The following is a 25153-nucleotide window of genomic DNA, read 5'->3' as shown; positions in this document are numbered from 1 at the left end:
GATGGGTGGAGCGGGGCGGAACGAGAAGAAGCGCAGGCAGGAGGCGGCCAACGCACGGCTGGCCGCCGCCGGCATCCAGCGGCCGCCGCAGCCGAACCGCACCCCGCTGATCGTCGTCGCGGCCGTCGTGGCGGTGGCGCTCGTCGTGGGACTGGTCCTGCTGTGGAACCGCAGCTCCGGCGAGGACGTGGTGCCCACCTACTCGGCCACCGCGTCCGGCGCCGTCGTCACCGCGGGTTCCGGGCCCGCGATCATCGACGTGTACGAGGACTACCTCTGCCCGGGCTGCGAGCGGTTCGAGGAGCGCGACGGGGACGCCATCACCACCGCGCTGAACAACGGCGAGCTGACGGTGCGCTACCACAGCATCGCGATCCTCGACGAGCTGACGGACCCCGCCGGCTACTCGACGCGGGCCGCGAACGCCGCGCTGTGTGCGGTCCCGGCCGGGATCTTCCCGGCCTACCACGACAAGCTGTTCGACAAACAGCCCGCGGAGGGCAGTGCCGGCCTGAGCGACGAGGAGCTCATCGCGTTCGGCACCGAGCTCGGTGCGCAGGGCGACTTCGCCGCATGCGTTCGCGATGGGCGCCACACCGACGAGGTGGCGGCCGAGACCGAAGCCGCCACCTCCGACCCGGCGCTGCAGACCGACGGCACGTTCGGCACGCCCACCGTGGCCGTCGATGGTCGTAAAATCGACCTGAACGACGCGAGCTGGCTGCAGGACGCGATCGCCGCCGCCCGCTGAGCCGGCGCCGCCGCCCTCACCGGTCCATCCGCGGCACCACCCGGCGGAGCCCACGGACCTGCCAGGAGAGCCAGGAAAGCCACGTTCCTGACGCTGAACGACAGGAACGTGGCTTTCCGGACACTCGGGGGCCCGTCAGGCCTCGCGGGCCGGGTGGTCCCACCCGATCGTGGGGCGGCGGCCGCCGACGTGCCGCCCGAACCAGTCGAGGATGATCTCCGCTCGCTGCACGCGGTGCCGCGGCGAGCCGGCACGGGACAGCTCGTGGCCCTCCTCGGGGAAGCGCCAGTACTCGACCGGCTTGCCGAGCATCCGCAGGGCGACGAACAGCTGGTCGGCCTGCTCGACGTGGCAGCGCAGGTCGTTCTCGGAGTGCAGGATCAGCACCGGTGTGTTGATGTCGCGCACGTAGCTGATCGGGGAGATCCGGCGGTACACCTCGGGCGCATCGAGGTGCGTCACGCCGATCTCGTAGCGGAAGTAGCCCGCCGAGTCGGAGCTCCACTCCTCCGACTCCATGTTGTTGACCGCCCGCTCGCTGCAGGCCGCGGCGAACCGGTCGGTGTGGCCGATCAACCAGCTCGTGAGGTAGCCGCCGTAGGAGCCGCCGAGCACGCCGACGCGGTCGGCATCGAGGCTCGGGTCGCGCTCCAGGGCCGCGTCGAGCACGGCGAGGACGTCGTCGGCGTCGATCCCACCCCACCCCGTGCCCGGCACCTCCGAGGCCTCCGGGGCCCGGATCGCGCGCGCCCACGCGTCGGTCTGGCCCGTGGAACCGTGCGGGTTGCAGTAGACGATGGCGTATCCGGCGCCTGTCCACATCTGGAACTCGTCGAACCAGGCGTTGCCGTACTGCGTCATCGGTCCGCCATGGATGGACAGCAACACCGGGACGCGCTCGCCGTCGGCGGCGTCCGCCGGGCGCACCAGCCACGCGTCGATGTCGCCGTCGCCCGCGGGGGACGGCACGGTGAAGTGCTCGGGGGCGGCGACCGGCACGGCGGCGTGGAACGCGGCGCCGAGCGAGGTGAGGCGCCGCTCCGTGCCGTCGGCGTCGCGCACGAACAGCTCGGACCGCTCCGTGGGCGTGGTGGCCACGAACGCCAGCGTGCCGCCCGCGGCGTCGAACCCGGCGACCATGCGGGTGCCACCGACCACCCGCTCCGGGGGAGCGGAGCCGTCGGAGCGGACCCGGTAGAGGTGGACGTCGCCGTGGTCCTCGATGGAGAACAGGAGGTCGTCCCCGTGCCAGAGCGGCGCCCGGGCCCCGGGGAACGGGGCGCACTGGCGGTCGAGCGCCGCGGTGAGGACGCGCTCCTCGCCGGTGCGGGCGTCGAGCACCACGACCTGACTGTGCGAGTGGATGAGCCGGGTGTTCTCCGCGAGCGCGGCGATGCGCATGCCGTCGGGACTGAACGCGGGGAGGCGGTGCGACAGGCCGCGGTCGGTGAGCGAGCGGGGCTCGGCGGCGTCGGGCTCGACGTCGACGAGGAAGACGTCGTCGACCATCTCGAGGTCCCAGTCCTTCGCCCGCGTGGTGGTGACCGCGAGCCGGGTACCGTCGGGCGCCCACACCGGCCCCCCGTGCTCGTAGGGGCCGCCCGCGACCAGCCACGGTTCCGCGGAACCGTCGGCCGGCACGACGAACACGCTCCGCGGCCGGTCGATCGTCCACCCCTCGCCGTCGACGCGGGAGAACAGGCGGTCGATCCGCCGGGGCGGACGGGCCCGCTCGTCGTCGCCGTCGGCGTAACGGCCCGTACGCTCCCGCGACGCGAACGCGATCCGCGTGCCGTCGGGCGACCACACCGGCTCCTCGATGGCCTCCGGGCGTTCACAGATGGTGACCGTCTCGCCCGGCCCGCCGACCGGCACGACATGCAGTGTGCTGCTGCCCTTCTCCTCCGCGCGGGAGCTGGTGAACGCCAACCGCCGCCCGTCCGGCGACCAGACGGGCCGGCCGTCGCGGTGCTCGCCGGAGGTCAAGGGATAGGCGGGGACGGACCCGTCCGCCGGCACCAGCCACACCGCGCTGCGGTAGCGGTTCTTCTCCATGTCGACGCGGGTGACCACGAACGCGACCATGCGTCCGTCGGGGGAGACCTTCGGGTCGGAGACCGTGACGAGACGGCCGATGTCAGCAGGCTGCACGGGGCCGACCGTAGGGCAGTCGCACCGCGAAGTGCGACCCCGTTCACGGGGCCTCCGAGGGGTCGTGTAAGTTCTTCTCCGCAAGGGGCTGTGGCGCAGCTGGTAGCGCACTTGACTGGCAGTCAAGGGGTCAGGGGTTCGAATCCCCTCAGCTCCACCCACTCTCACCAGCCGATCCCGGATCGGGCGGCTTGGCATGGTCCGTCATGACAACGGAACCTGATAGCAACAGCTCTAACCCGACAGCTCGTCGTCGAGGTGGTTGAGGGCTGCGCGCTGGGTGTCGAGGTTGACGTGGCCGTAGACGTTCATGGTCATCTCGATGGCACTGTGGCCGACGATCTCCAACGGAAAGCCACACGAGCACCAGCCGTGACCGACTACCGCTGGGGACGGCGGGGTCCCGGTGGCTGGGATGCCGCACGAACCCCGACGTGGCTGGGAGCGGCCGAGCCTGCTCGTCGGGGCATCGGCCACGACATGGCGATGACTTCCGCAGCTGGAGGGCGTCCAACCAGACAAGGAATCTGCGAAAGTACGAGGAGATCGTCGATGACCGACGTCTGGCCCCTGGTGCACGCCGAGCGTGAGGCGCTGATCGCCTTCCTGGACACGCTCGACCACGCTCACTGGAACGAGCCATCTCTGTGCGCCGGATGGTCCCTGCACGACGTCGTCGCTCACCTCGTCGCTACGGCCAAGGCCACGCTGCCCCTGAACTTCCTCGTCGGTCTTGCTGCCGCCCGATTCGACTTCGATCGGGAGAACGCGAATGGGGTGGCCCGCGAGCGGGGCGCCACGCCCCAGGAAACTCTGGCTCGCTTCCGCGCGGTCGTGAACCGCACCTCCTCCCCACCGGCCCCTCGCGACACTCGGCTGGTTGAGGCGATCGTGCACGGCGAAGACATCCGCAGGCCGCTGGGGTCGACCCATGAGTATCCCCTCGCCGCTGTCGAGCGTGCGTTGCGGCTTCAGGTGAAGACGTCTACCTCGTTCGGCGGGGGCAAGGAACGCGTGGCGGGCCTCACGCTGATCGCCGAAGATGCCGATGTCTCGATCGGCGATGGACCGGCAGTGAAGGGACCCCGAAGGGACCCGCTCTCTCCCTGCTCCTTGCCGTGTCCGGGAGGGCTGTCGCCCTGACGGATCTTGACGGTCCCGGAACCTCGGAGTTGGCCCTGCGCTACGGCGATCAGAGCCAGTGAGCTCTTTCCACTTGGCGTCAGCCGGCTTGGATGAGGACCAGGACGGCCTTGACGAGGTCGGTTGCTCGGCGGGGGCAGCAGCGGATCTTGCGGAGGATCCGCCAGGCCTTGAGTTGGGCGTTGCCGCGCTCGCCGGGTCCGCGCTGGCGGGCGTGGGCGGAGTTGATGTCTTGCTGGTTGCGGGACAGGCGCCGGCGTTCGCCGGTCTCGGGGTCGGCCGAGCGGCGTCGTTGCGGGACCTCGAACCCGGAACCTCGATAGCCGTGGTCGACGATCACCTTCACCCCCGCCTGCTGGAGGGCGTCGAGGATGCCGTGTTCGCGGGCGGCTCCCATGTCGTGGCGGGCTCCCGGTAGCGCGGGTGAAGCCCAGATCAACCGGCCGGCGGGATCGGCGACGAGTCGCGGCTGAAGACACAGGGCTACGGCGGCCACCCGCCGGCGTTGTCGGAGTAGCTGTAGTCGCTCGACACCCGGGAATCGGCACCGATGAATGTGCCGTCGTTGTTGGTGGCCGCGAGGATGAGGGTCACGCAAGCACCTCCGAGCTGGTGGGGGGATCGCCTCATCCTGCGGCTCGCCGTGGCGCGACGGCACCGCGATTCAGGGCGGCGATCGACCGCGCCGCCCACATCAACCGTCCGGCAGGGTGATCCCATGGAGTTCGCCGACGTCGTCCGCCGCCGCCGCATGGTCCGCGACTACGACCCCGATCGGCCCGTCCCGCCCGAGGTGCGGGAGCGGCTGCTCGAGCACGCGATCCGAGCCCCGTCGGCCGGGTTCAGCCAGGGGTGGGCGTTCCTGGTGCTGGAGTCGCCCGACGAGCGGGACCGGTTCTGGGCGGCCACCACCGAGGGCGGCCCGCCCGACCGGTGGCTGACTCGGATGAGCCGTGCGCCGCTGCTGATCGTGCCGCTGTCGCACAAGGCCGCCTACCTGGACCGCTACGCCGAGGCCGACAAGGGCTGGACCGACCGCGACGAGGCCCGCTGGCCGGTGCCGTACTGGGACATCGACACCGGGATGGCCGCCATGCTCATGCTGCTCACGGCGGTGGACGACGGGCTCGCGGCCTGCTTCTTCGGGGTGCCGCCGGACCGGATCGCCGGGTTCCGCGCCGCGTTCGGCGTGCCCGAGGAGTACCTGCCGATCGGCTGCGTGTCCGTGGGATACGCCGGCGCGGAGGACATCCGGTCGCCGTCGCTGCGCCGCGGGCGCCGGAGCGTCGAGGAGGTTGTGCACCGCGGACACTGGTGACGCGACGGTGGCCGCGAGATGCGCATTCGCGCTCCCGCCCCTACAGCAATCGCGCTCTCGCGGCGATCACGGGTGGCATGATCGCGGTGAGGTGCGCACGCGCGTTCCTGCTGCTGCGGACATCGCACTCTCGGGACGATCACGCGCGCCTGGGCTCCGGGGCCGGGCGGTGCCGCGCTGATCGCGCCGAGATACGCAGCCCTGCGCCCGTCGCTGCACAAGGCGACGCTCTCGCGGCGATCAGGTCCGCCGTGATCGCTGCGAGATACACATTCGCGCTCCCGCCCCTACAGCAATCGCGCTCTCGCGACGATCGCGGGTGGCATGATCGCGGTGAGGTGCGCACGCGCGCTCCTGCTGCTGCGGAAATCGCACTCTCGGGACGATCGCCGCGCGCCTGGGCTCCGGGGCCGGGCGGCGCCGGGCTGATCGCTGCGAGATACGCAGCCCTGCGCCCGCCCCTGCAAGAACGACGCTCTCGCGGCGATCGCGCCCGTGAGATACACATCCACGCTCTCGCCGCCACAGGAACCGCGCGCTCGCGGCGATCACACGCCAGGGGGGTGCCTACACGGACGCGGCTTCGGACGCCGGGTTCTCCGCCCGCCGCCGCCCGACGAGCAGGGTGATCGGCAGCGCGACGGTCGCGATGATCGCGGCGCAGAGGAACGACGCCCGGGCGCCGGTGGCGTCGGTGCCCGCCGCCGGGTCGGCGGAGGCCAGCGTCATCACCGTGACGAACAGGGCAGTGCCCGCCGCGCCCGCGACCTGCTGCAGCGTGCTGACGATCGCGCTGCCGTGGGAGACCAGCTCCCCCGGCAGCTGCCCGAGGGCGTCGGTGACCAGCGGCGTGAGCATGAGCGAGATGCCGATGACGAGCACCACGTGCATCGCGATCAACGCCCAGAGCGGCGACGACGCGCCGAGCGTGGTGAACGCCCACAGCGCGACGCAGAGGATCACGGCGCCGGGCGGGACCAGCGGGCGCGCGCCGACCTTGTCGTAGAGCCTGCCGACCACCGGCCCGAGCAGGCCCATCGTGAGGCCGCCCGGCAGCACCGCCAGGCCCGTGGTGAACGCGTCGAGGCCCAGCACGTCCTGCATGTACAGCGGGAGCAGGATGAGCACGCCGAACAGCGACATCATGCTGAGCACGACGAGCAGCACCGACACCGCGAACGAGCGGTGCCCCAGTGGGCGCAGGTCCAGCAGCGCGTGCCCCGCGGTCTGCAGCCGCAGCTGGCGCGCCACGAACACGACCATCGCGACCGCGCCGATCGCCGTGGGCAGCCACGGGGGCACCGAGCCGCCGCCGTGTGCGGCAGTGCCCAGGCTGCTGAGGCCGAACACCAGGCCGCCGAAGGCGAGCACCGACAGCACCACCGAGGTGGCGTCGAGTGGGACGCGGCGGGTGTCGGCGTCGACGTGCAGCCGCGCGGCACCCGTGGCCAGCGCCAGCAGCGCGATCGGCAGCACGATCCAGAACATCCACCGCCAGCCCAGCGTGGTGAGGATGACGCCGGAGAGCGTCGGCCCGACCGCGGGGGCGACGGCGATGACGACCGTGATCGTGCCCATGGTGGCTCCCCGGCGCTCGACCGGGACCAGCCGGATCACCGACGTCATCAGCAGCGGGACCATCACGGCGGTGCCCGCGGCCTGGACGACCCGGCCGGCCATCAGCACCGCGAAGCCGGGGGCGAGCGCCGACACCAGGGTGCCCGCGCTGAACAGCGTCATCGACGCCAGGTAGATCCGGCGCGGCGGGAAGCGCTGGAGGAGGAAGCCCGTGATCGGGATGACTACCGCCATCGTCACCAGGAAGCCGCTCATCAGCCACTGCGCCGTCGCGACGCCGACCCGAGGTCGACCACGAGCGCGGGCAACGCCACGCTCATGATCGTCTCATTGAGGATCATCACGAAGGCCGAGCCGACCAGCAGCCAGACGACGAGGCTCGCGCTCGCCGTCCGCGCCGCCGGGGCGGCCGTGGCCTGCGCAGGGCCGGGGTCGCCGTTGCTGTCGGCAGCGCCGGTCATGGTGAGTACTCCTGTTCCGGACGTGCAGCGGCGACGACGGTGACGGCTGCGGGAGCGGGGCGGCCGACGCTACCCGCGGCCGGTCGCATCGGCGAGGCGATTCGGGGCGCCGCGCCCGGTGGTTCGCCGGCGGCGTAGCGGGCCGGACTTCCCCGCGGTGTTGACGGAGGGCTCCCGACGCGTTCTACTGTCGCTAATGACAATCAGTTTCATCTTGGTCGCGATCGCTGTTCCGCCGAGGGCGGACGGGCCCGATCCGGTGCAGACGTGACGGCCCACGGCTTCACCCTCCTGCTGTGCGCGGGCGGGCGGTGCCGCACCGAGCAGTACGAGCGGGCCGTGGCGGCGCTGCGCGAGGTCGTCCGGACGACTGCGTTGGGAGTGCTGGTCGTGTCGCCGGGCTGTGTCCTCGGGCCGTTCTCCTGCCGGTTGCGGGCGGCGGGCCCCGTGCTGGTCGTGCAGCCCTGTGACGCTCGGCGGCGGCCGACCCGGAGCGCGGTACGTGCGGGGCCGTTGTGCATCGACGAGGACGTCGCGGTCGTCGCGGCCTGGCTGCGGGCCGGCCGCTTCGACGCAGCGCTGCTGCCCGGCCGCCTGCAGACGGCGCGCAGGACGGCGGCCGCCGCGGCCCGCAACTGACGAACGTTCCGGCATGATCCGTTCGTGGACACCCCCTCCGCTCCGGACGACCGGCTCACGGCGTTCGGCACCCAGCTGATCGAGCTGCACGCGTGGCTCCGCGACGAGCTGACCCGGCTTCGCGCCGACACCGACGCCTTCCTCGACGGCCGCGGCGGGCGGCCGCGGGAGCTGCAGGCGCACTGCCTGACGTTCTGCGCGGCGCTGACTCGCCATCACACGGGCGAGGACGAGGGGGCGTTCCCGGTACTGGCGGCGCAGTTCCCCGAGCTGCGGCCGGTGCTGGCGGAGCTGGAACGCGACCACCTGGTGGTGGCCGCGGCGCTGCGCACCCTCGAGGAGCTCCTCGCCGGCGTCGGGCCGGACCCGGACGCAGCCGAGGCGCGGCGGGTGCGGGGCGAGCTGGACGGTCTGGCCGCGGTGCTCGAGTCGCATTTCACCTATGAGGAACGCAAGATCGTCGCCGCCCTCGACGCACTGCGGGTCGGGCGGACGGAGGCGGCGGCGATCGAGAGGGCGACCGGGTTCTCCGTGGTCCGCGGGGAGACCTGACCTGACCGAGTGCGCTCGCTGCTGCCCGACCTGGACAGCCCGGCCGTCACCGCCTTCCTCGACGCCGTCGACCGGGCGATGAACAGCACCACCTTCCTGCTGAAGGTCCGCGCCGACGCGCCGATCACCGCTGCGAACGGCGAGGAGGTGCTCGCGGCGTTCCTGCGCCACCCGCTGTTCCTCGCGATGATGCGCGAGCTCGACGAAGCGCGCGGCTGGGGAAACCTGGCCGACGACGGACCCGCCGCGCTCGTGCGCGAGCCACTCCGGCTGTCGTCCACCCCGCTCGACGCCGCCGCGTTCCGGGCGCCGCTGTGGTGGATGCTGCGCGAGGCACCCAGCCCGTACCGGACCCGACCGTCCGAGACGGCGGCCACCGAGCTCGTCACGGCGTTCGTCGGGGCGGTGCTCGGACCAACCGGCGCGCGGCACACCTGGACGTTCCGGGACGTCCGCCCCGACTTCCTGCACTCCACCGGGTACTTCAGCGCCTCGAGGGAACCGACGCCGGTCTCGCATGGTTCGACGGGGGCGCGGCCGACACCTGCACGTACTTCTGGGCAGGTGACGCGTTCCACCTGCTGCTCACGAACGGGTCACCGTAACGATCACTGTTGGTCCACGATCCCTTCCACGGACGATCATCGATTTCTCGGGGGGACCATGGGCACGACCGCCGGCGACGGCCAGGTCCCGGAGATCGGGCCGTACCGCATCGAGGCGCTGATCGGCCGCGGCGGCATGGGGGAGGTCCACCGCGCGTTCGACACGCGGCGTGGGCGCCTGGTCGCGCTCAAGGTGCTCGCGCCGGAGGTGGCGGGCGACGAGCACTACCGCGCCCGGTTCCGCCGCGAGTCCGACAGCGCCGCCCGGCTGCAGGATCCCCACGTCATCCCCATCCACGACTTCGGGGAGATCGACGGCAGGTTGTTCATCGACATGCGCCTCGTCGATGGCGTCGGGCTCGACGCCCTGCTCGCCGCCGGGCCGCTCCCGCCGCCGCGGGCCGTCGCGATCGTCGCCCAGGTCGCCGAGGCGCTCGCCGACGCGCACGCGAACGGCGTGGTGCACCGCGACGTCAAGCCCTCGAACATCATCGTCACGCGGTCGGACTTCGTGTACCTCGTCGACTTCGGCATCGCGCGGTCCATGGGCGAGGAACAGCTCACCCTCACCCAGACGGGGGCGACGATCGGGACGCTGGCCTACATGGCGCCCGAACGCTTCGAGGGTGGCGCCCCCGACAGCCGCTCGGACATCTACGCCCTCGCCTGCGTCCTGGCCGAGTGCCTCACCGGCCGTCGGCCGTTCGACGCCACCAGCCTGCCGTCGCTGATGAAGGCCCATCTGGTCGCGGAACCACCGCGCCCGAGCAGCGTGCTGCCCGGCATCCCGCCCGCGCTCGACGACATGGTCGCGCGCGGCATGGCGAAGGACCCGAGCGCCCGGTTCGCGAACGCGCTCGAGCTGGCGGCCGCGGCCCGGCACGCGCTGCACGGACCCGCGCTGCCGGGATGGCCGGCGCCCGTCGCCCCGCCCGGCCCGGCGCCCGCGACGCTGATCGGGCCGCCGGGGCCGCCCGCGAAGACGGCGCCCCGCCGCGGCCGGGGGGCGGCGCTCATCGCCGGGGTGGCCGCGGTTGCCGTGGTGGCCGGCCTCGTCGGGTTCGCCGTCGGGCGAACCGGGGCGACCACGGATCCGCTGGTGACCGCCTCGGGCCCGGCGACGGACACGCCAGCGACGGCGTCATCGACGACACCGACGCCTACGACCCTGATTGCGCCGACGTTTGCGCCTGCGCCGCTGGGTGGAGCGAATCACCCGGTGTCCTACACGTACTCGGTCGAGAGTAACTACCCGGTGCGCGTCGGTTACGTCGACAGCAACGGCGATCAGGTCAGGGCGTCAGAAGTCGGGGCGCCGTGGAAGGTAACGGTGACAACGGGTGCGTGGGGCACCGATGCCCGCCCGTACCTCACCGCGAGCTCCTCGTCCACGAAGGGCGACACGACCGTGAGCTGCACGATCACCGACGATCAAGGTCAGATCGTCGCGTCTGAAACCACCGAATCCGCGTACGCGTCCGCCTTCTGCTTCCATGAGGCAGGGGCGATATGGCGGACCGCTCAGCCCCGCCCCGCCCACCCCAGCAGCACCGCCAGCCCGAGCACGCTGCGCGGCGCGTACGGCTGGCGCCACAGCCCGCCGTGCACGGCGCGGTACGCCTCGTCCTGCCACGGGTGTTCGTGCGCCGGCGGCCCCGCGCACAGGTCGTGCACGAGCAGAGCGGCCATGAGCGTGTTGCTGGTGGCGGGCTCGAAGACCTCGACGCCGAACCGGTCGGCGCCCTGGTAGGCCGCGGCGAGCACCCGGTTCCGCACGACCGAGCGGGTACGGGTCGGCGGGGCCACGGTGAACGAGACGGGGACGCCGGCCGCCCGCGCTTCGGCGGCCCGCCACCGCTGGAGCCGCTTCGCCAGCGCGTAGTTGGGGCCCTGCTGCGGGACCAGGCTGTCGTTGATGCCGGGGTCGGCGCCCGGTGGGTAGTTGCGGGTGAGCAGCCTGCCCCCGCTGAGGACGCGCACCGGGCGGCGCAGCAGCCTCCGGGCCCGGCGCCGGGCGTACCGCTCGTTGGCCTCCGCCACGGCCTCGGCCGGCACGGCGAACACATCGGTCGGGGTGGCGAGCAGCGCCAGCGCGATGTCGTCGCGGGCGTGCCGCACGCGCTCGAACAGGGTGTCGGCGGCCGCACATACCCGCAGGTTCGCGGCGCCGTCGGCGTACACGTAGTTGCCGAGTACCAGCCGCCCGTCGAGGTCGCTCATCCAGCGGGCGAGCGCGGGCAGGTCGCGGAGGAGGTCGGCGCCGGCCTGCTCGGGGAGGTCGGCCGCCGCGGCCCCCGTGGGGACGGGGACGCGCAGCGTGCCCGCGCCGTCGCGGGCCGCGGTGAGGATCCGGCGCCACAGGGCGGCTCGGGGGAGGTCCACGGCGACGACGTCGGCGCCCCAGCGCAGCAGCGGCTCCAGCGGGCCCATCTCCGCCCCCGCGCCCAGCACGACGACGCGGCGGCCCGCCAGGTCCAGCCACTCCGGGTGGTCGCCGACGATCCGCACGGCCTCCGCGCACGACGGCTCCATGACGCCCGCGGCGACCCAGGCGTCGAGCTGCCGCGCCAGGCCGTCGCCGTGCAGCAGCGCTCCCCGGTAGGGCACGCGCAGCCATGGCTCACGGGCACCCTGGCCGGTGACCGTCGCGGTCCGGAACGCGTCCTGCCCGGCCGGTCGGACGTCCACCAGCGGCCGCTCCCCGTCGGAGGTCGCGAACCGCATCCGCTCCTGCACCGACGTGGCACCGTCGCGGGCGATGCGGAGGGCGGCGTCCTGGGACGGGAGCCCCGCCTCGACCAGCCGCCGGAAGTGCACGAGGTACCCGCGGCGCCAGTCCGTCTCCTGCTCGGCGGCTCGCGCGCCGACCGGGTCCACCGCGCGCAGCGCGTCGGCGGCGACGGCCCGGCCGAGCGCCGCGCTGCTGCGCCGACCGTCGACGAGCGGGAGCACCACCCCGTGCTGCTGTGCGTCGTTCACGCCGCGCCTCCTCCCGGTGCTCCCATCGAGCCTGGCACACCGCCGCCCGGCGCGCGGGGCCGAAAGGAGGGCGGGACGGACGGGCACACACCTTCGAGTGCCCGCACACGCGGCCGCGGTGTGCGAGCCCTCGCGGTGTGCGCGGTGCAGCCGGGGACGGGCTACTCCGACTCGCCCCACTGATCGACGCGCACCTCGGCGCCGATGGCGAGGCTCCCGGGCCGCGTCACGGAGAACTTGGCGCCGAACGCGACCCCGCCCGCGGCGGCCCGGCGGTGCCGGGCGAGCGTCCGCAACGGCTCCGGGCCGGCCCGCCGCCCGGTCTCCTGCTCGACGGTGGTGACCGCGCAGCGGATCGCGAGCTTGGCGTATCCCAGCTCGGCGGTGCCGACGGCGAACGTCCGGAGGCGGTCCTCGGTGTGCGGTTCGTCCCAGCCGTCGACGACGATGTTGGGCCGGAACCGGTTCATCGCCACCGGCTCGCCCCCCGCCTCGGCGATCCGTTCGTTCAACAGGTCCAGGGACGCCCGACCGACGAGTAGCAGCGCCGAACTGTCGGCGTACGCCGAGGTGCCCGGCGTCAGGCCGTCGGTGCGGCGGTCGTGCTCCGGTGGCACGCGGACCAGCCGGCTCGGGACGCCGAGCACGTCCGAGAACCACGCCGCGCCCTCGTCGCCCTGGTCGATGCCGCCGAACCGGTTCGCGAACAGGGTGACCTCGCGGCGCGGGCCGTCGGTGTCGACGTCCAGGCACAGGGGATCCGAGCCGGGTGCCCGCAGGGTGAGCAGCCGGCCGTCGTCGCTCACCTCGGGTCGGACGACCGCCAGCAGGGGCGAGCGGCGCTGGGTGCGGAAGACCCCGTCGGGCCCGACGACCATGAAGGTGCGGTCGTGGGCGAGCCCGGCCGGGGTCAGGTCGGTGGTCCGCAGCGGAGTGCCGGCGCATCCCTTGACTGGGTAGGAGGTGAGCTCGACGACCTTCGCCACCCTCGGGACGCTACCGGTCGGCTGCATCGCGGCCCGGCGACTGGGCCCACACCAGGAACGCGCGCCGCGGGCGGTCGGGTGCCACGGGCGGGGTCAGCTCCACGCGCGGGGCCACGAAGCCCGAGTCGCGCGCGATGGCGAGGGCGGCGTCCGCGTCGGCCGGGACGGTGAGGTCGTCCGGGAGAAGCGCGCGGAACTGCGGCGACGGGTGGAAGTCGGCGGCCATCGGGATGCTGAACGCCACCTGTCCGCCGGGGCGCAGGACACGCCGCCACTCCGGCAGCGCCGCCCCGCCGAGGAAGTGCAGGGAGGACGCACAGATCACCACGTCGGCGCTGCCGTCGTCGATCCCCAGCGGCACGGCGGCGCCCACCCGCCACTCGATCCGCCCGTCCGGGTCCTGCTCGACCGCCGTGGCGCGCGCGACGTCGAGCATGCGCGGCGAGATGTCGACGGCGACCACGCGGCCGGGCCGCAGCCCGCGCAGCGCCGCGAAGGCGGCCACGCCCGTCCCGGTCGCGACGTCGACGACGAGGCCGGGGTCACGCCTCGGGTTCAGGCCGTCGACCAGGCGGTCGGCGATGACGCCGTGGTGAGGGTCGGCGTCGTAGTCGTCGGCTGCGGCGTCGAATGCGAGGCGCGGCGTCGTCACCCGGGGATCCTACGAAGGCCGCTCGGCCCCGGTCCCCGGGATTTCCGTTCCGGCGGGACTGCGGGCGATACGGTGCCGCGATGACGTCCGTGCAGATCGAGTCCGCTGTGCTCACCGAGCCTGCGGTCCGCGAGCTGCTCGCGGAGCTCGACGCCCACCGGCAGGAGCAGCACCCGGAGGAGCGCGCCGTCCCCACCCCGCTCGACGAGGACGAGGTGGCCCCGGGGCGGGATGTCCTCCTGGTCGCGACCGACGAGGAGTCGGGCGTCGCGCTCGGCTGCGGCGCGGTGCGGGTGCGCGAGCCGGGGGTCGCGGAGATCACGTGCATGTACGTGCGACCGCAGGCGCCGCGGCGCCACGGCATCGCGACGGCGCTGCTGGCCGCCCTCGAGGCGGAGGCGTCGGCGCTCTTCGCCGACCGGGTGGTGCTGGCGAGCGGAGAACGGCAGGTCGAGGCGGTCGCGCTCTACCGGCGCGCCGGGTACGCGGAGATCGAGCGCTTCGGTGAGTACGCCGACGCACCCCTGAGCCTGTGCCTGGGCCGGACGATCGCGGCGGAGCCGTCCGAGTAGGACGTGATTTGGCCTACATCGTCCGTAGTGTCCTCCCTGTCGAACGAAGTTGACGGAGGACGAGCTGTGACATTCCTTGTGACGGGCGCTACCGGCACCATCGGACGTCGCGTGGTCGAGGAGCTGGTGCGGGCCGGTCACCCGGTCCGTGCCCTGACCCGCAACGCCGCGGCCGCGGACCTGCCCGTGGGCGTCGAGGTCGCCGAGGGCGATCTGACCCGGCCCGAGACGCTCCGTCCGGCCCTGCGCGGGGTCACCGCGCTGCACCTGCTCAGCGCGAGCGGGGCCGACCACGTGCCGCTCGAGTCCGGGCCCGACATCGTCGACCTCGCCGCCGCGGCCGGGGTCCGGCGGGTCGTCGTGCTCGGAACGGGGGCGGAGGGACCGGTCGAGGAGGCGGTGGCGGCGAGCGACCTGGAGTGGAGCCGGCTCGCGCCCGTCGACTACATGGCGAACACGCTGGGCTGGGCCGGGTCGATCAGGACCGAGGGCGTCGTCCGCGAGCCGTTCGGCGGCCGGCTCACCGCGTCCGCCGACGAGGCGGACGTCGCGGCGGTCGTCGCCACTCTGCTCGTGCACGGCGGGCACCCCGGGCAGACCCACCGGCTGACCGGACCCGAGGCCTTGACCCCCGCGGACAAGGTGCGGGCCATCGGCGCGGCGACCGGCCGGTCGATCGAGTTCGTCGAGCTCGGCGTCGCCGAGGCCCGCGCGCAGTGGCTGGCCGAGGGGTGGCCCGCGGAGGGCGTCGAGTTCATGCTCGACATGTGGGCCACGGTGCCCGCGGAGGTGGGCGTGGTGACGACCGCCGTCGAGCAGGTGACCGGGAGGCCACCGCGCTCGTTCGCGCAGTGGGCCGCCGAGCACGCTGACGCGTTCCGCGCCGCCTGACCGTCGGTCCTGCGGCACGATCTCCCCGCGCGAGCCGCAGGACTGTCGGTGGTGCGTGGTGCACTGGATGTCGGAGGTGGGAGCGATGTCCTACGTGCACGGGCACCCGCGCGACACCGGGTGGGTGGTCGCCCACGTGCGGCGCCCCAGCCGCGCTGCACCCAACCAGCTGCCGCTGCTCGTCGTGGTGCCGCCGTTGTCGGTGCCCGACGAGACGCGGGGGCGGAGCAGACGGCGGAGAGTGACTGTCGGCGGCGCCGGAGGTGAGGCGCGCCACCCGCCGTAGCGCGGGCGTCCGCGCGTGGGGGCCGCACCGGTCAGTCGGGCATCGCAGCCGGGAACACGAACGGCACCCCCGCGCGGCCGAGCCGCACAAGAGCGCCGTTCGCGTCGACCGGTGTCAGGCGCTCGTGTTCACCTCGCCGTTCACCCCGTTCGGGAAGAAGCCGCCCTTCATGGCCTCCTCCGGGGTCAGGTACACGATGTTGAGCACCTGGCCGGGGGAGCGGCTGAACGCGATGCCGTTCTCGTCCGCCGGCACGATGTTGGCCATCCCGTCCCGGGTGATGCCCTGGTCGAGGTCCTCATCGCCGTCCAGGCTGTCGCGGGCGTCCGAGATGGCATTCGCCGGCTCGGCCAGACCCTTGTTCAGCAGCACGGTGCGGATCAGGCCGGCGTGATAGGCCTCGACCGCGAGGATCCCGGCCGCGGCCTCGAGGAACGCCTTGTTCGAGATCAGCGGCGCTGCGCCCTTGTAGGCCGTGACGCCCACGTCCTCGAACACGAACGCCGCGAGCAGGAAGTTGTTCTCGTTGGCGAACGCGTCGAACTTCTGGCCCTTCTTGATCAGGCCGGCCGCCTGGGCGGCGGCGGTGAAGGCCTCGTCCAGGTTGATCTCCGGGCGGGCCACCTTCGCCTCACCCAGCGCCGAACGCAGGAACGCGACGTGGGCACGCTCGTCGTGCGCGATCTCCTGGGCGTACTGCCGCACCTGCTTGGTCTCGAACTTCACGGCACGGCCGCCGCGCACGCCGCCCGCATGACCCGTGCCGTCGATCTGGTTGCCCGGCAGGCCCTCGCCGGTAGCGGCACGCAGGTAGAACTCCGCCTCCAGGTACTCGAGGTTGAGCGCGAAGTTGAGCACCGCTGCGTCGCTCGGTCCCTCCTGGGCCGACGCCGTACCGGCCGTCAGAACGCTGGCGCCGGCGACGCCGGCCCCGGTGAGCCCGGCGACCTGGAGGAAGCGGCGGCGGTCCACCGCGTTCTCCGCACTCCGGTTGATTGCTTCACGGACGAAGGCCTTGCTGAATCCCTCGAACACATCAGCTCCTCGTGGGTGGAGGTGTCCGGCCACCTGCGGCGCGGACCACCGGGTAGTCCTTCGAGGAGGAGCGGCGGGCGGTTCACGCTTTCGAGCGATTTTTGTGGCGGACCGTAACGGATCAGTTCTCGATCGGCTGGCCTGCGCCGACACGTTGGAGTCCCACGACGCTCAACAGTGCGAGTGCCTCGGCCTCCCGGCTACCGGGTGCGGCGGAGTAGACGAGCAGCACCTGGTCGTCGCCGTGCACCTCCAGCACGTTGCAGTCGAGCTCGAGCACGCCGAGCTCGGGGTGGCGCACCCGCTTGACGTCGGCGTGGCGCTCGTCGAGCTCCCGCAGCGTCCAGAGCCGTTCGAACTCGGCGCTGTCGCCGCGCAGCTCTGCAACGAGCCGGTGCAGGCCCGGGTCGGAGGGATAGCGGGCAGCCGAGCGGCGCAGGTCGGACACGAGCGCCCGGTCGAGCCGCGCGCGCTCCGCGGGGTCGCCGCCGAGGCGGTGCTCCGCGGTGAACGCCTGCCGCGCGATGTTGCGCTGCCCCGGCGGGATCGACGACAGGTCGCCGAGCAGCGCGGCCGCCATCGGGTTCCAGGCCAGCACCTCGGTCTTCGCGTCGAGCAACAGTGCCGGGAGGTCGGTGAAGCGGTCCATGAGCCGAAGCACGCTCGGCCGCACCGCGCTGCGGATGCGCCCGGGCAGGGGAGGGGTGCCGCCCGCGAGGTGGAACAGGTGGTCGCGTTCGGCGTCGGTGACGCGCAGCGCGCGGGCGAGGGCGGCCAGCACGGCCTCGGAGGGACGCGGCCCGCGGCCCTGCTCCAGCCGCGTCAGGTAGTCGACGGACACGCCGGCGAGCCCGGCCACCTCCTCCCGGCGCAGCCCCGGGGTGCGGCGGCGCACCCCGGCGGGCAGGCCGACGTCGGACGGGCGCAGCCGCTCACGCCAGGTGCGCAGGGCGGCCCCGAGCTCGGTGCGATCCACGATCTCCAGCATGCCCCCGTGGCCGGCCCGCATCCTGGTACTTCCCGTCCCAGGCTGCGGCGGGCCTGGTCGCGTCGCCCACCCGGCCCCACGGTGGAGCCATGACGGAGACGACGATCGCCCTGGTGACCGGGGCGAACAAGGGGATCGGCCTGGCGACCGCACGGCGGCTGGCCGATCGGGGATGGACCGTGCTGCTGGGGGCGCGCGACGCCGAGCGCGGCGCGGCCGCGGCAGCCGGACTGGACGGGGACGCGTCCGTGCTGCCGATCGACGTCACCGACGACGGGTCCGTCGCGGCCGCCGCAAAGGAGGTCGAAACCCGCTACGGGCGGCTGGACGTGCTGGTGAACAACGCCGGGATCAGCGGGCCGTTCACCGGCGTGCTCGACACCGGGGCCGAGGAGATGCGGACCTGCTTCGAGACGAACGTGTTCGGCCCGGTGCGGGTGACGAAGGCGTTCGTGCCGCTGCTGCAGCGCTCGGGCGCGCCGCGGATCGTGATGGTGTCGAGCGGGATGGGCTCGCTCGCGGTCACCACCGACCCCGAGCGGCTCGAGTCGCAGCTCCTCGGCCTGCACTACCCGGCGTCCAAGACCGCGCTGAACATGATCACGACGATGTACGCGAAGGCGCTGCCGGCGTTCCGGGTCAACGCTGCCGACCCCGGCTACACGGCGACCGATCTCAATGGCAACAGCGGCCACCAGACCGTCGAGGAGGGCAGCGACGCCATCATCGCGCTCGCGACGGCGGCGCCGGACGGCCCGACGGGCCTGTTCTTCCACCGAACCGGGCCGGTGCCGTGGTGACCGGCCGACTCACCGCTGCACGAGCTGGAACCGGCCGCCCTGGTCGTCGGCGCAGTCGGCCGTCGTCCCGAACCGGCGCTCCTCGGGCTCACTGGCGCTCCCACCCGCCGCTCGCACGGCCAGCACCGCGGCGGCGAGATCGGCGACGGTGAACGTCGGCACAGCCGCCGCGGTGGGGCGCCCACCCCAGACCGATGTGCGGGGCCGCAGGTCGGTGTCGCCGGCCAGGGCGTTCCACCCGTCCACCGTGCCCCCTGGGCGGAACCCCCAGCCGAGGACCGTGCCGTAGAACGCCCTGGCCCGCCCGGCATCGGGCACGTGCAGCACGAGGTGGGCGACTTCCTCCGCGACCGCGCCGGGGGATCCGGACGTGCCGGACCACAGCGCGAAGGGCAGGCCCTGGTCGTCCACGCAGTCGGCGACGCGCCCGTAGTGCTGGTCGGACGGGTCGCTCGCGTGGCCGCCCGCCGCGCGCACCACCGCCGCGGCCGCGTCGACGTCGGGCACGGCGTAGCAGGCCATCAGCGTGGGGTGCGCGTGCCCGCCGGACATCCCGAGCCGGGAACCCTCGGCGGTCCCACCGAGCACGGCGCCGTAGAACCGCTCGGCGCGCGCCGACTCGGGCGTCCACAGCGAGGCGTAGACGACCTCGCCGGGGCGCACACCGGCCGCCGACACCATCCACCGGTGCCCCGCCGGGTCGAGCACGACACCGCCGCGGCCGTGTGGCGAGTCCGCGACGGGGCGTTCCAGCACCGCGCCCGCCGCCACGGCCCGACCCACCACGGCGTCCGGGTCGTCGACCTCGACGAGCAGGGACTGCGTGGGCCCGCCGCGTGTCACCGGGGCGAGGAGACCCATCTCGGGGTACTCGTCGGCCAACATCAGGACGCTGTCGCCGAGCACGATCTCCACGTGCCCGACCCGCCCGTCCGGCATCATGATCGGCTCGCCGCGGCGTTGCGCGCCGAACGCCGCGACGTAGAACTCCACGGCTGCCTCGGCGTCGGCCACGGCCAGGTAGGGGGTGACGGTGTGCAGGCGCACGCCCTCGGCAGACGGCGTCCGGGTGCTCTCGGTGACGGTCATCGTGTTCTCCTCCGATGCGAGCAACGCGCGCTCGATCCGGGCGCGCAGGGCCCTGGCGAAGCCGGGATCGGGCGCGACGGGCGGCTGCGGGGCACGGAGGGCCTCGAACGGGTCGATCATCGCGAGCCTCCCTCCTCCTCGAGTCCCCCGAGCGCCATGTAGCTGCGGCGGAACGCGGCGCGGGCCCGGGCGAGCAGAGCTTCCGTCGCATGCACCGTGCGCCCGAGGGTGCGGGCGACCTCCGGGACCGGAAGGCCGTCGAGGTAGCGCAGGGTGAGCGCGGCGCGATGGGCGCCGGCCTGCGCGTCGAGCACCTGCCGGGCGAGCAGGGCGTCGAGCCGCTCGTCCCACGGGTCGTCGGGCGGATCGGGCTCGGCCTCGACGGCGCGCAGCCCGCGCTGCTCGCGTTCGGATGCGCGCCAGTGGTCCACGAGCTTGTGCCGGGCGATCCCGACCAGCCAGCCGGTGCTGGGCTCGGGCGCCGGCTGCCGGCGGCAGGCCGCGACGGCGACGAGGAACGTCTCCGCCGTCAGGTCCTCGGCGACGGCACGGCGGCCGCACCGGGCCAGCAGGTAGCCGTACACCTGCGGGAGCGCCTCGTCGTACAGTCGAGCAGCGCGGCCCCGGCGTCGGGCCGGACCTTCCCGCTGCGGTTCACACCCCTCCATCGACGGCGGGCGCCGACCTCCGTCGCTGGTTCACCTGATCGGCCTACTCGCGGGTCAGCACGCGGCGAGGAAGTCGGTCAGCACGGCGAGCCACTTCTCGCGGGCGTCGAAGTGGGGGCCGTGACCGGAGCCGTCGAACATCTCCGTGCGCACGGATCCGCCCGCCGCGGCGTACCGGTCGAGCACGTCGCGGTCTGGGTGACCATCGGCTGCGGCGGGAACGCGTCGGCACCCGGCCAGCCCGGCACCGCACCGGACGCGCCGAGCGTGCCCATCTCCAGCGGGGAGCCGTCGGCGACCACGAGGTCGGCGGTGCCGTGGGTCCACAGCACCGGCGGTTTCGGGTCGAGGTCGACGATGCCGGCCCACGTGCACTAGCGGGGCGAGAGCGCGTTGAGGATCCCGCTGGTGCCCGGGGCCGTGCCCGGCCAGTGCGGCGAGACGGTGGCGTCGCCCGGGTAGTTCGCCTCGCCGGTGACCGTCTTGAGGATCTCGGCGACGAGCAGGTCCTCCCGCTCGGGCGGCTCCCGGTGGGTGGGGGCGAAGTAGAAGGCGTTCAGCACGTTGCGGGGGGAGAACGGGCTCTCGGCCGAGGCGTCGCCCTCGGCGATGCGGCGCACGACCTCGGGGTTGACGGTGCCGCCCCCGGACCCGGCGCAGTCGGGGGAGCACGGCGTGCCGTCCGGGAAGGTGCCGCCGTATCCGTAGGGGGAGACGGGGTCGAGGAACGTCAGGGAGGTGACGGGGCGGTCCATCGCGTACCGGGCGATCGCCGCCCCCGCCGTCGACCAGCCGACCAGGTGCGGCGGCCGGTTGACCCCCAGTGCCCGCAGCAGCGCGAACACGTCGTCGGCCCAGTCGGCGAGGCCCCGGGTGGCGTCCAGCGGGGCCGCCTCCGATTCGCCGAAGCAGCGCATGTCCGGCGCGATCACGCGGTACCCGGTCAGCTCCGGCATGAGGTGCTCGAAGAACCGCCCGGTGGAGAGGTTCCCGTGCACGAGCACCAGCGGCGCGGCGTCGGCCGGGCCGGACTCGAGGTAGTGCATGCGGATCCGGTCGGTGTCGACGGTCGCGGAGCGCACGTCGGGGAGCAGCGCCGGGGACGGGTCGGTCGTCATGGCCGGATGCTGGCGGGCCGGTGCTCGCGGGTCAACGGGCGCGGCACCCACGCCTGCGGCGATCGGGGTGTGGGCGTGCGCACGGGGTGCTGCACGGCGGTACGGGCATTGCCATGCTGTGCGGCGTACTGATCGTCGATGCCCAGGAGGTGGCAGGTGCAGGATCGGCTCCGCGTCGCGGTGGTGACGCCGCTGAGCGAAGAGATGTGCGAGCTGATCGAGCGCCTCGAGCCGCGGGTGGAGATGGTGCGCGACCAGCAGCTGCTCCCGCCGGTGCGCTATCCCGCGGACCACACGGGCGACCGCTCGTTCCGGCGCACCCCGGAGCAGCAGCAGCGGTTCGAGCAGATGATCGACTCGGCCGACGCGCTCTACGGGCTCCCCGGTGAGGACTCCGCGGCGCTGCGGCGGGCCGCCGATGCGAATCCCGGCCTGCGGTGGGTGCACACCATGGCCGCCGGTGGCGGCGCGCAGATCAAGAAGGCCGAGCTGAGCGCCGACCAGCTCGAGCGCATCGCGTTCACCACCTCGGCGGGCGTGCACTCGGCGCCGCTCACCGAGTTCGCGCTGTTCGGCCTGTTGGCCGGGGCGAAGAACCTGTCTCGGCTGCAGTCCGACCAGGCGGCCCACACGTGGCCCGACCGGTGGTTGATGGGGCAGTTGCGGGAGCAGACCGTGCTGGTCGTTGGGCTGGGCGGGATCGGCGCCGAGGTGGCGCGCCTCCTCGCCGCGATGGGCACCCGCGTGATCGGCACGAGCCGGCGCGGCGCCGGCGTCGACGGGGTGGCCGAGGTGGTACACCCCGACGAGCTGGTCGACGTCGTCGGCCGCGTCGACGGCATCGTCGTCACGCTGCCCGGCACGGCGGCCACCGAGAAGCTGGTGGGCGCCGAGGTGCTCGCCGCCGTCCGGCCCGGCGCCACGCTGGTCAACGTCGGGCGCGGGACCGTCATCGACGAGGACGCGCTTGCCGAGGCGCTGCGCGACGGGCGGATCGGCTTCGCCGCGCTCGACGTGTTCGCGGAGGAGCCGCTGGACCCGGCGAGCCCGCTGTGGGACCTGCCGAACCTGCTGGTCAGCCCGCACAACGCGGCCCTGACCCCGGCCGAGGAACGGCGGATCGCCGAGCTGTTCGCCGAGAACGCGACCAGGCTGCTGAACGGCAAGGAGCTGCGCAACCCCGTCAACACCGTCGAGTTCTACTGACAGGCCGGCCCCGACGGGGCGGGCGGTTCGGCCGCCGAAACCGGCGACTCGCCGGTCGAGAACGGGCGACTCGCGGGTCGAAATCGGGCGACTCGCGGGGACATCGACGTCCATCGTCCCCCGCGGCGCGCCCGCACGCGCCTCACGCCGGCCGGTCGACCCGGTAGACGTGGTGCAGCGGGTCGTCGATCGGGTTGTCCGGTTTGAGATCTCCGGAGCCGACCCGGGTGAAACCGGCCTTCTCCAGTGCCCGCCACGACGCCCGGTTCGCCGCCACGACGGGGACGAGGACCGCTGTCACGTCCGGATGCTCCCGCCAGATCCGTGCCAGGATCGAGCGGATCATGAGCGGGCCGATGCCGCGCCCCACCTTGTCCCGGTCGCCGATGAGATAGTCGATCGACATCGCGCCTTCCGGAACCTCGACGACCGGGCCGAGCTCCGCCACGTACTCGGGGAAGTCGATCAGCCGGTAGCGCTGCACGAGGCCCAGCGGATGCCCGTCGAGGAGCGCCAGCAGATCCTCGGAGGGCACCTCGCCCCGGGCCGTCGGGCCGAAGTCCCGCTCGACGGCCTCCGTCGAGGTCTCGTGGTGCCACCACCGCGCCACGTACTCCTGGGCGAGCCACCGCCCGAGCAGGGGGAAGTCCGCGGGGTCCAGCCGCCGAAAGGTGATCATGAGTCGCTCCCGTCGTGCGTCGCAGCCCGTCGGCTGCGGCCGACAGCAGCCGATGGACGGCGTTGCGCAGCCTGCGCACCTGTTCGGGAACGGCGCCCATGGCGGTGGAGGGTCTCGGGTCGCCGTGCGCCCGCGCCGTCGCCGCGAGCCACCGGTCGACGGCCTCGCCACTGCGCAGGAAGTCGACCCGGTCGGCGCCGTCGCCGTAGAGCGTGTTCGCGAGCTCTACCGGCAACGGCTCGGTGCCGAGGATCGGGAGGTCGGCGTCGGCCATATGCTGACGCTAGCGGCGCCTGCCAACCGTCAGCATCGGCTTTCTGAATGGCGGGCGGTTCGCCCGGCGTCAGCCCATCGCCTCCGCGGCGTCCTCCGCCGTGGGCGTGGGGGGCCGCGCCGAGGCCGCGGCCAGTGCGCGCAGCCGGTAGCGCTGGATCTTCCCTGTGGCGGTCCTCGGCAGCTCGGCCACCTCGACGACGAGCCGCGGCCGCTTGAACGCCGCGAGCCCGGCGCGGCAGAACGCCACCACCTCGTCGGGATCGACGGTCGCGCCCGGCCGCGGGACGACGAACGCGACCGGCTTGTCGAGTCCGTCGGCGTCCGGGACCCCGACGACCACGGCCTCGGCGAGGGCGGGGTGTTCGAGCAGGCGGGTCTCCACCTCCGTGGGGCTGACCCAGATCCCGCCGACCTTCAGCACGTCGTCGGCGCGGCCGAGGCAGGTGTAGCTGCCGTCCTCGTTGCGGACGTACTGGTCGCCGGTGCGCATCCACTCGCCCTGGAAGACCGCGCGGTTCACGGCGGTGCGGCACCAGTAGCCGGTGCAGATCGACTCGCCCGCGACGTAGAGCATGCCCGGCTCTCCCGGTCCGTCGACGACGGTGCCGTCGGTGCGGCGCAGCTGCACCTCGTAGCCGGGGACGGGGAACCCGGAGCTGCCGGGCACGACCTTGCCGGCCACGTTGGAGATGAAGATGTGCAGGGCCTCGGTGGAGCCGATGCCGTCGAGGATCTCGAAGCCGTACCGCTTGAGCGTGCCGTGGAACATGCGCGGTGGCAGCGCCTCGCCCGCCGAGACGCCGCTGCGGACCGTGGCGAACCGGTCCCGTGGCAGGTCGGCGGCCAGCAGGGGACCCCAGAAGCTGGGCCCGCCGAAGAACAGCGTGACGCCGTGCTCGGCCACCAGGTCGGCGTACCGGTGCGGGTTCGGCCGCCCCGGCTCCAACACCGCCGTCGCCCCGGCGGCGAGCGGGAAGAGCAACGAGTTTCCCAGGCCATAGGCGAAGAAGAGCTTCGCAACCGACAGGCAGACGTCGTCCGGGCCCACGCCGAGCACCTGGGTGCCGTAGGTCTCGCAGACGTGGCGGATGTCGACGTGCCGGTGCATCGCCCCCTTCGGGGTGCCGGTGGTCCCCGAGGTGTAGAGCCACAGGGCGGGGGACTCGTCCCACGTCGCGTACGGGGCCGTGACCGGGGCATCCGCGCCCGCGGCGAGCAGCTCGTCCCAGGTGCGGCCGGTGCGGCCGGCGACGTCCGGAGCGGTGTCGCCGGTGAGCACGACGTGGTGCAGATCGGGCGCCGCGGCCGCGGCCGTCGTCACGGCGTCGGCGAACTGCGGGCTGCCGAGCAGGACGCGGGCCCGCGAGTCCACTACCAGTTTGGTCAGTTCACCTCCGGTGAGCATCGTGGAGGCAGGCACGGCGACGGCGCCGAGGTACATCGCCGCCAGGATGCCGGTGGCGAGCTCGACGTCGTCGGCCATGCACAGCAGCACCCGCTCCTCGGGGTGCACGCCGATCGCGGCGAGGCCTGCGGCGACGCGGCGTACCTCCGCGGTCAGCTCGGTGTAGGTGTGTGCGCCGCGGGGGTGGCGCAGCGCCACCCGGTCGCCGTTCCCGGCTTCAAGCCGGCGCTCGGTCAGGTAGGCGGCGGCGTTGAACGGTTCCGTCATGGAGCTGCTCCGGTCCAAGTCGGTGGGGCGAACTCTACTGGTTACTCACGCTCCGTCA

The 25153-nt window shown here is 73.4% G+C and carries 22 protein-coding genes, 1 tRNA gene and 2 pseudogenes; 12 read left to right on the top strand and 13 right to left on the bottom strand.

The features are described from left to right. Nucleotide 1 precedes the first annotated feature (1 nt). Nucleotides 2-751 carry a DsbA family protein gene (locus tag KME75_RS01720; RefSeq protein ID WP_219412713.1) on the top strand — a complete coding sequence of 250 codons (750 nt, stop codon included), beginning with the start codon at nucleotides 2-4 and terminating at the stop codon, nucleotides 749-751. Between the two features lie 135 nt (nucleotides 752-886). Here KME75_RS01720 and KME75_RS45555 read toward each other — a convergent pair whose 3' ends face one another. Beyond that, nucleotides 887-2902 (bottom strand): S9 family peptidase, encoded by a 2016-nt coding sequence (locus tag KME75_RS45555; RefSeq protein ID WP_219412712.1) that lies wholly within the window; start codon nucleotides 2900-2902, stop codon nucleotides 887-889. An 84-nt stretch (nucleotides 2903-2986) separates the two neighbouring features. On the opposite strand from KME75_RS45555, the gene KME75_RS01710 reads away from it, so the two are divergent. Both KME75_RS01710 and KME75_RS01705 read left to right on the top strand, forming a co-directional pair. Beyond that, nucleotides 2987-3059, top strand: a tRNA-Ala gene (locus KME75_RS01710). A gap of 395 nt (nucleotides 3060-3454) precedes the next feature. Then, nucleotides 3455-4045: a maleylpyruvate isomerase family mycothiol-dependent enzyme gene (locus tag KME75_RS01705; RefSeq protein WP_219412711.1), complete on the top strand. Its 591-nt coding sequence runs from the start codon at nucleotides 3455-3457 to the stop codon at nucleotides 4043-4045. Nucleotides 4046-4124: 79 nt separating this feature from the next. Here the strand turns inward: KME75_RS01705 and KME75_RS01700 are convergent, their stop codons facing one another. Continuing rightward, entirely contained in the window at nucleotides 4125-4541 is a 417-nt protein-coding gene (locus KME75_RS01700; RefSeq protein ID WP_219412710.1) for a transposase family protein, read from the bottom strand. A gap of 222 nt (nucleotides 4542-4763) precedes the next feature. On the opposite strand from KME75_RS01700, the gene KME75_RS01695 reads away from it, so the two are divergent. Further along, complete coding sequence (locus tag KME75_RS01695) at nucleotides 4764-5363, top strand: nitroreductase family protein (RefSeq protein WP_219412709.1); 600 nt, start codon at nucleotides 4764-4766, stop codon at nucleotides 5361-5363. A gap of 567 nt (nucleotides 5364-5930) precedes the next feature. On the opposite strand, the pseudogene KME75_RS01690 reads toward KME75_RS01695, so the two are convergent. Beyond that, nucleotides 5931-7402: pseudogene (locus KME75_RS01690) on the bottom strand (DHA2 family efflux MFS transporter permease subunit). 267 nt (nucleotides 7403-7669) lie between these two features. On the opposite strand from KME75_RS01690, the gene KME75_RS01685 reads away from it, so the two are divergent. From KME75_RS01685 to KME75_RS01675, 3 genes are read left to right on the top strand one after another with little or no spacing between them, the layout of a single operon-like run. Continuing rightward, nucleotides 7670-8041, top strand: a complete 372-nt coding sequence (locus KME75_RS01685; RefSeq protein ID WP_219412708.1) for a hypothetical protein — start codon at nucleotides 7670-7672, stop codon at nucleotides 8039-8041. Between the two features lie 24 nt (nucleotides 8042-8065). Beyond that, on the top strand, nucleotides 8066-8593 hold the full coding sequence (locus tag KME75_RS01680) for a hemerythrin domain-containing protein (protein ID WP_219412707.1): 528 nt from the start codon (nucleotides 8066-8068) through the stop codon (nucleotides 8591-8593). 9 nt (nucleotides 8594-8602) lie between these two features. Further along, complete coding sequence (locus tag KME75_RS01675) at nucleotides 8603-10948, top strand: serine/threonine-protein kinase (protein WP_219412706.1); 2346 nt, start codon at nucleotides 8603-8605, stop codon at nucleotides 10946-10948. A gap of 1390 nt (nucleotides 10949-12338) precedes the next feature. On the opposite strand, the gene KME75_RS01670 is transcribed toward KME75_RS01675, so the two are convergent. After that, on the bottom strand, nucleotides 12339-13163 hold the full coding sequence (locus KME75_RS01670) for an MOSC domain-containing protein (protein WP_308282494.1): 825 nt from the start codon (nucleotides 13161-13163) through the stop codon (nucleotides 12339-12341). A 10-nt stretch (nucleotides 13164-13173) separates the two neighbouring features. After that, nucleotides 13174-13815, bottom strand: coding sequence for a class I SAM-dependent methyltransferase (locus KME75_RS01665; protein ID WP_219412704.1), 642 nt, complete (start codon nucleotides 13813-13815; stop codon nucleotides 13174-13176). A gap of 80 nt (nucleotides 13816-13895) precedes the next feature. Here KME75_RS01665 and KME75_RS01660 point away from each other — a divergent pair, with 80 nt between their 5' ends. From KME75_RS01660 to KME75_RS01650, 3 genes are all read left to right on the top strand, one after another. Continuing rightward, complete coding sequence (locus KME75_RS01660; RefSeq protein ID WP_219412703.1) at nucleotides 13896-14387, top strand: GNAT family N-acetyltransferase; 492 nt, start codon at nucleotides 13896-13898, stop codon at nucleotides 14385-14387. 66 nt (nucleotides 14388-14453) lie between these two features. Then, entirely contained in the window at nucleotides 14454-15278 is an 825-nt protein-coding gene (locus KME75_RS01655) for an NAD(P)H-binding protein (RefSeq protein WP_219412702.1), read from the top strand. 67 nt (nucleotides 15279-15345) lie between these two features. Continuing rightward, the gene (locus KME75_RS01650) at nucleotides 15346-15564 is read left to right on the top strand and encodes a hypothetical protein (RefSeq protein ID WP_219412701.1); all 219 of its coding nucleotides are present in this window, start codon (nucleotides 15346-15348) and stop codon (nucleotides 15562-15564) included. 114 nt (nucleotides 15565-15678) lie between these two features. On the opposite strand, the gene KME75_RS01645 is transcribed toward KME75_RS01650, so the two are convergent. Both KME75_RS01645 and KME75_RS01640 read right to left on the bottom strand, forming a co-directional pair. Next, nucleotides 15679-16599 (bottom strand): ferritin-like domain-containing protein, encoded by a 921-nt coding sequence (locus KME75_RS01645; RefSeq protein WP_219412700.1) that lies wholly within the window; start codon nucleotides 16597-16599, stop codon nucleotides 15679-15681. Nucleotides 16600-16720: 121 nt separating this feature from the next. After that, nucleotides 16721-17575: a helix-turn-helix transcriptional regulator gene (locus KME75_RS01640; RefSeq protein ID WP_219412699.1), complete on the bottom strand. Its 855-nt coding sequence runs from the start codon at nucleotides 17573-17575 to the stop codon at nucleotides 16721-16723. Nucleotides 17576-17676: 101 nt separating this feature from the next. Between KME75_RS01640 and KME75_RS01635 the strand changes: the two genes are divergently transcribed. After that, nucleotides 17677-18387: an SDR family NAD(P)-dependent oxidoreductase gene (locus KME75_RS01635; RefSeq protein ID WP_219412698.1), complete on the top strand. Its 711-nt coding sequence runs from the start codon at nucleotides 17677-17679 to the stop codon at nucleotides 18385-18387. 9 nt (nucleotides 18388-18396) lie between these two features. On the opposite strand, the gene KME75_RS01630 is transcribed toward KME75_RS01635, so the two are convergent. The 4 genes and pseudogenes from KME75_RS01630 to KME75_RS01620 form a co-directional block, all read right to left on the bottom strand. Beyond that, entirely contained in the window at nucleotides 18397-19596 is a 1200-nt protein-coding gene (locus tag KME75_RS01630) for a VOC family protein (protein ID WP_219412697.1), read from the bottom strand. Then, nucleotides 19593-20134, bottom strand: a pseudogene (locus tag KME75_RS01625) (RNA polymerase sigma factor). The gene KME75_RS01630 and the pseudogene KME75_RS01625 overlap by 4 nt, the downstream one beginning before the upstream one ends. 64 nt (nucleotides 20135-20198) lie before the next feature. Next, the gene (locus tag KME75_RS44700; protein WP_281424371.1) at nucleotides 20199-20330 is read right to left on the bottom strand and encodes a hypothetical protein; all 132 of its coding nucleotides are present in this window, start codon (nucleotides 20328-20330) and stop codon (nucleotides 20199-20201) included. Nucleotides 20331-20518: 188 nt separating this feature from the next. Beyond that, nucleotides 20519-21262: an alpha/beta fold hydrolase gene (locus KME75_RS01620; RefSeq protein ID WP_246631267.1), complete on the bottom strand. Its 744-nt coding sequence runs from the start codon at nucleotides 21260-21262 to the stop codon at nucleotides 20519-20521. A gap of 156 nt (nucleotides 21263-21418) precedes the next feature. On the opposite strand from KME75_RS01620, the gene KME75_RS01615 reads away from it, so the two are divergent. Further along, entirely contained in the window at nucleotides 21419-22468 is a 1050-nt protein-coding gene (locus tag KME75_RS01615) for a D-2-hydroxyacid dehydrogenase (RefSeq protein ID WP_219412695.1), read from the top strand. A 142-nt stretch (nucleotides 22469-22610) separates the two neighbouring features. Here KME75_RS01615 and KME75_RS01610 read toward each other — a convergent pair whose 3' ends face one another. Both KME75_RS01610 and KME75_RS01605 read right to left on the bottom strand, forming a co-directional pair. Continuing rightward, nucleotides 22611-23147 (bottom strand): GNAT family N-acetyltransferase, encoded by a 537-nt coding sequence (locus tag KME75_RS01610; protein WP_219412694.1) that lies wholly within the window; start codon nucleotides 23145-23147, stop codon nucleotides 22611-22613. 343 nt (nucleotides 23148-23490) lie between these two features. After that, nucleotides 23491-25095 (bottom strand): benzoate-CoA ligase family protein, encoded by a 1605-nt coding sequence (locus KME75_RS01605; protein WP_219412693.1) that lies wholly within the window; start codon nucleotides 25093-25095, stop codon nucleotides 23491-23493. Nucleotides 25096-25153: the final 58 nt, after the last annotated feature.

Origin of the sequence: Pseudonocardia nigra (assembly GCF_019396355.1) — a bacterium.
Taxonomy (GTDB): Bacteria; Actinomycetota; Actinomycetes; order Mycobacteriales; family Pseudonocardiaceae; genus Pseudonocardia; species Pseudonocardia nigra.
Note: the sequence above shows the minus strand (reverse complement) of the source record. Positions and strands in the feature narration are given on the sequence as shown.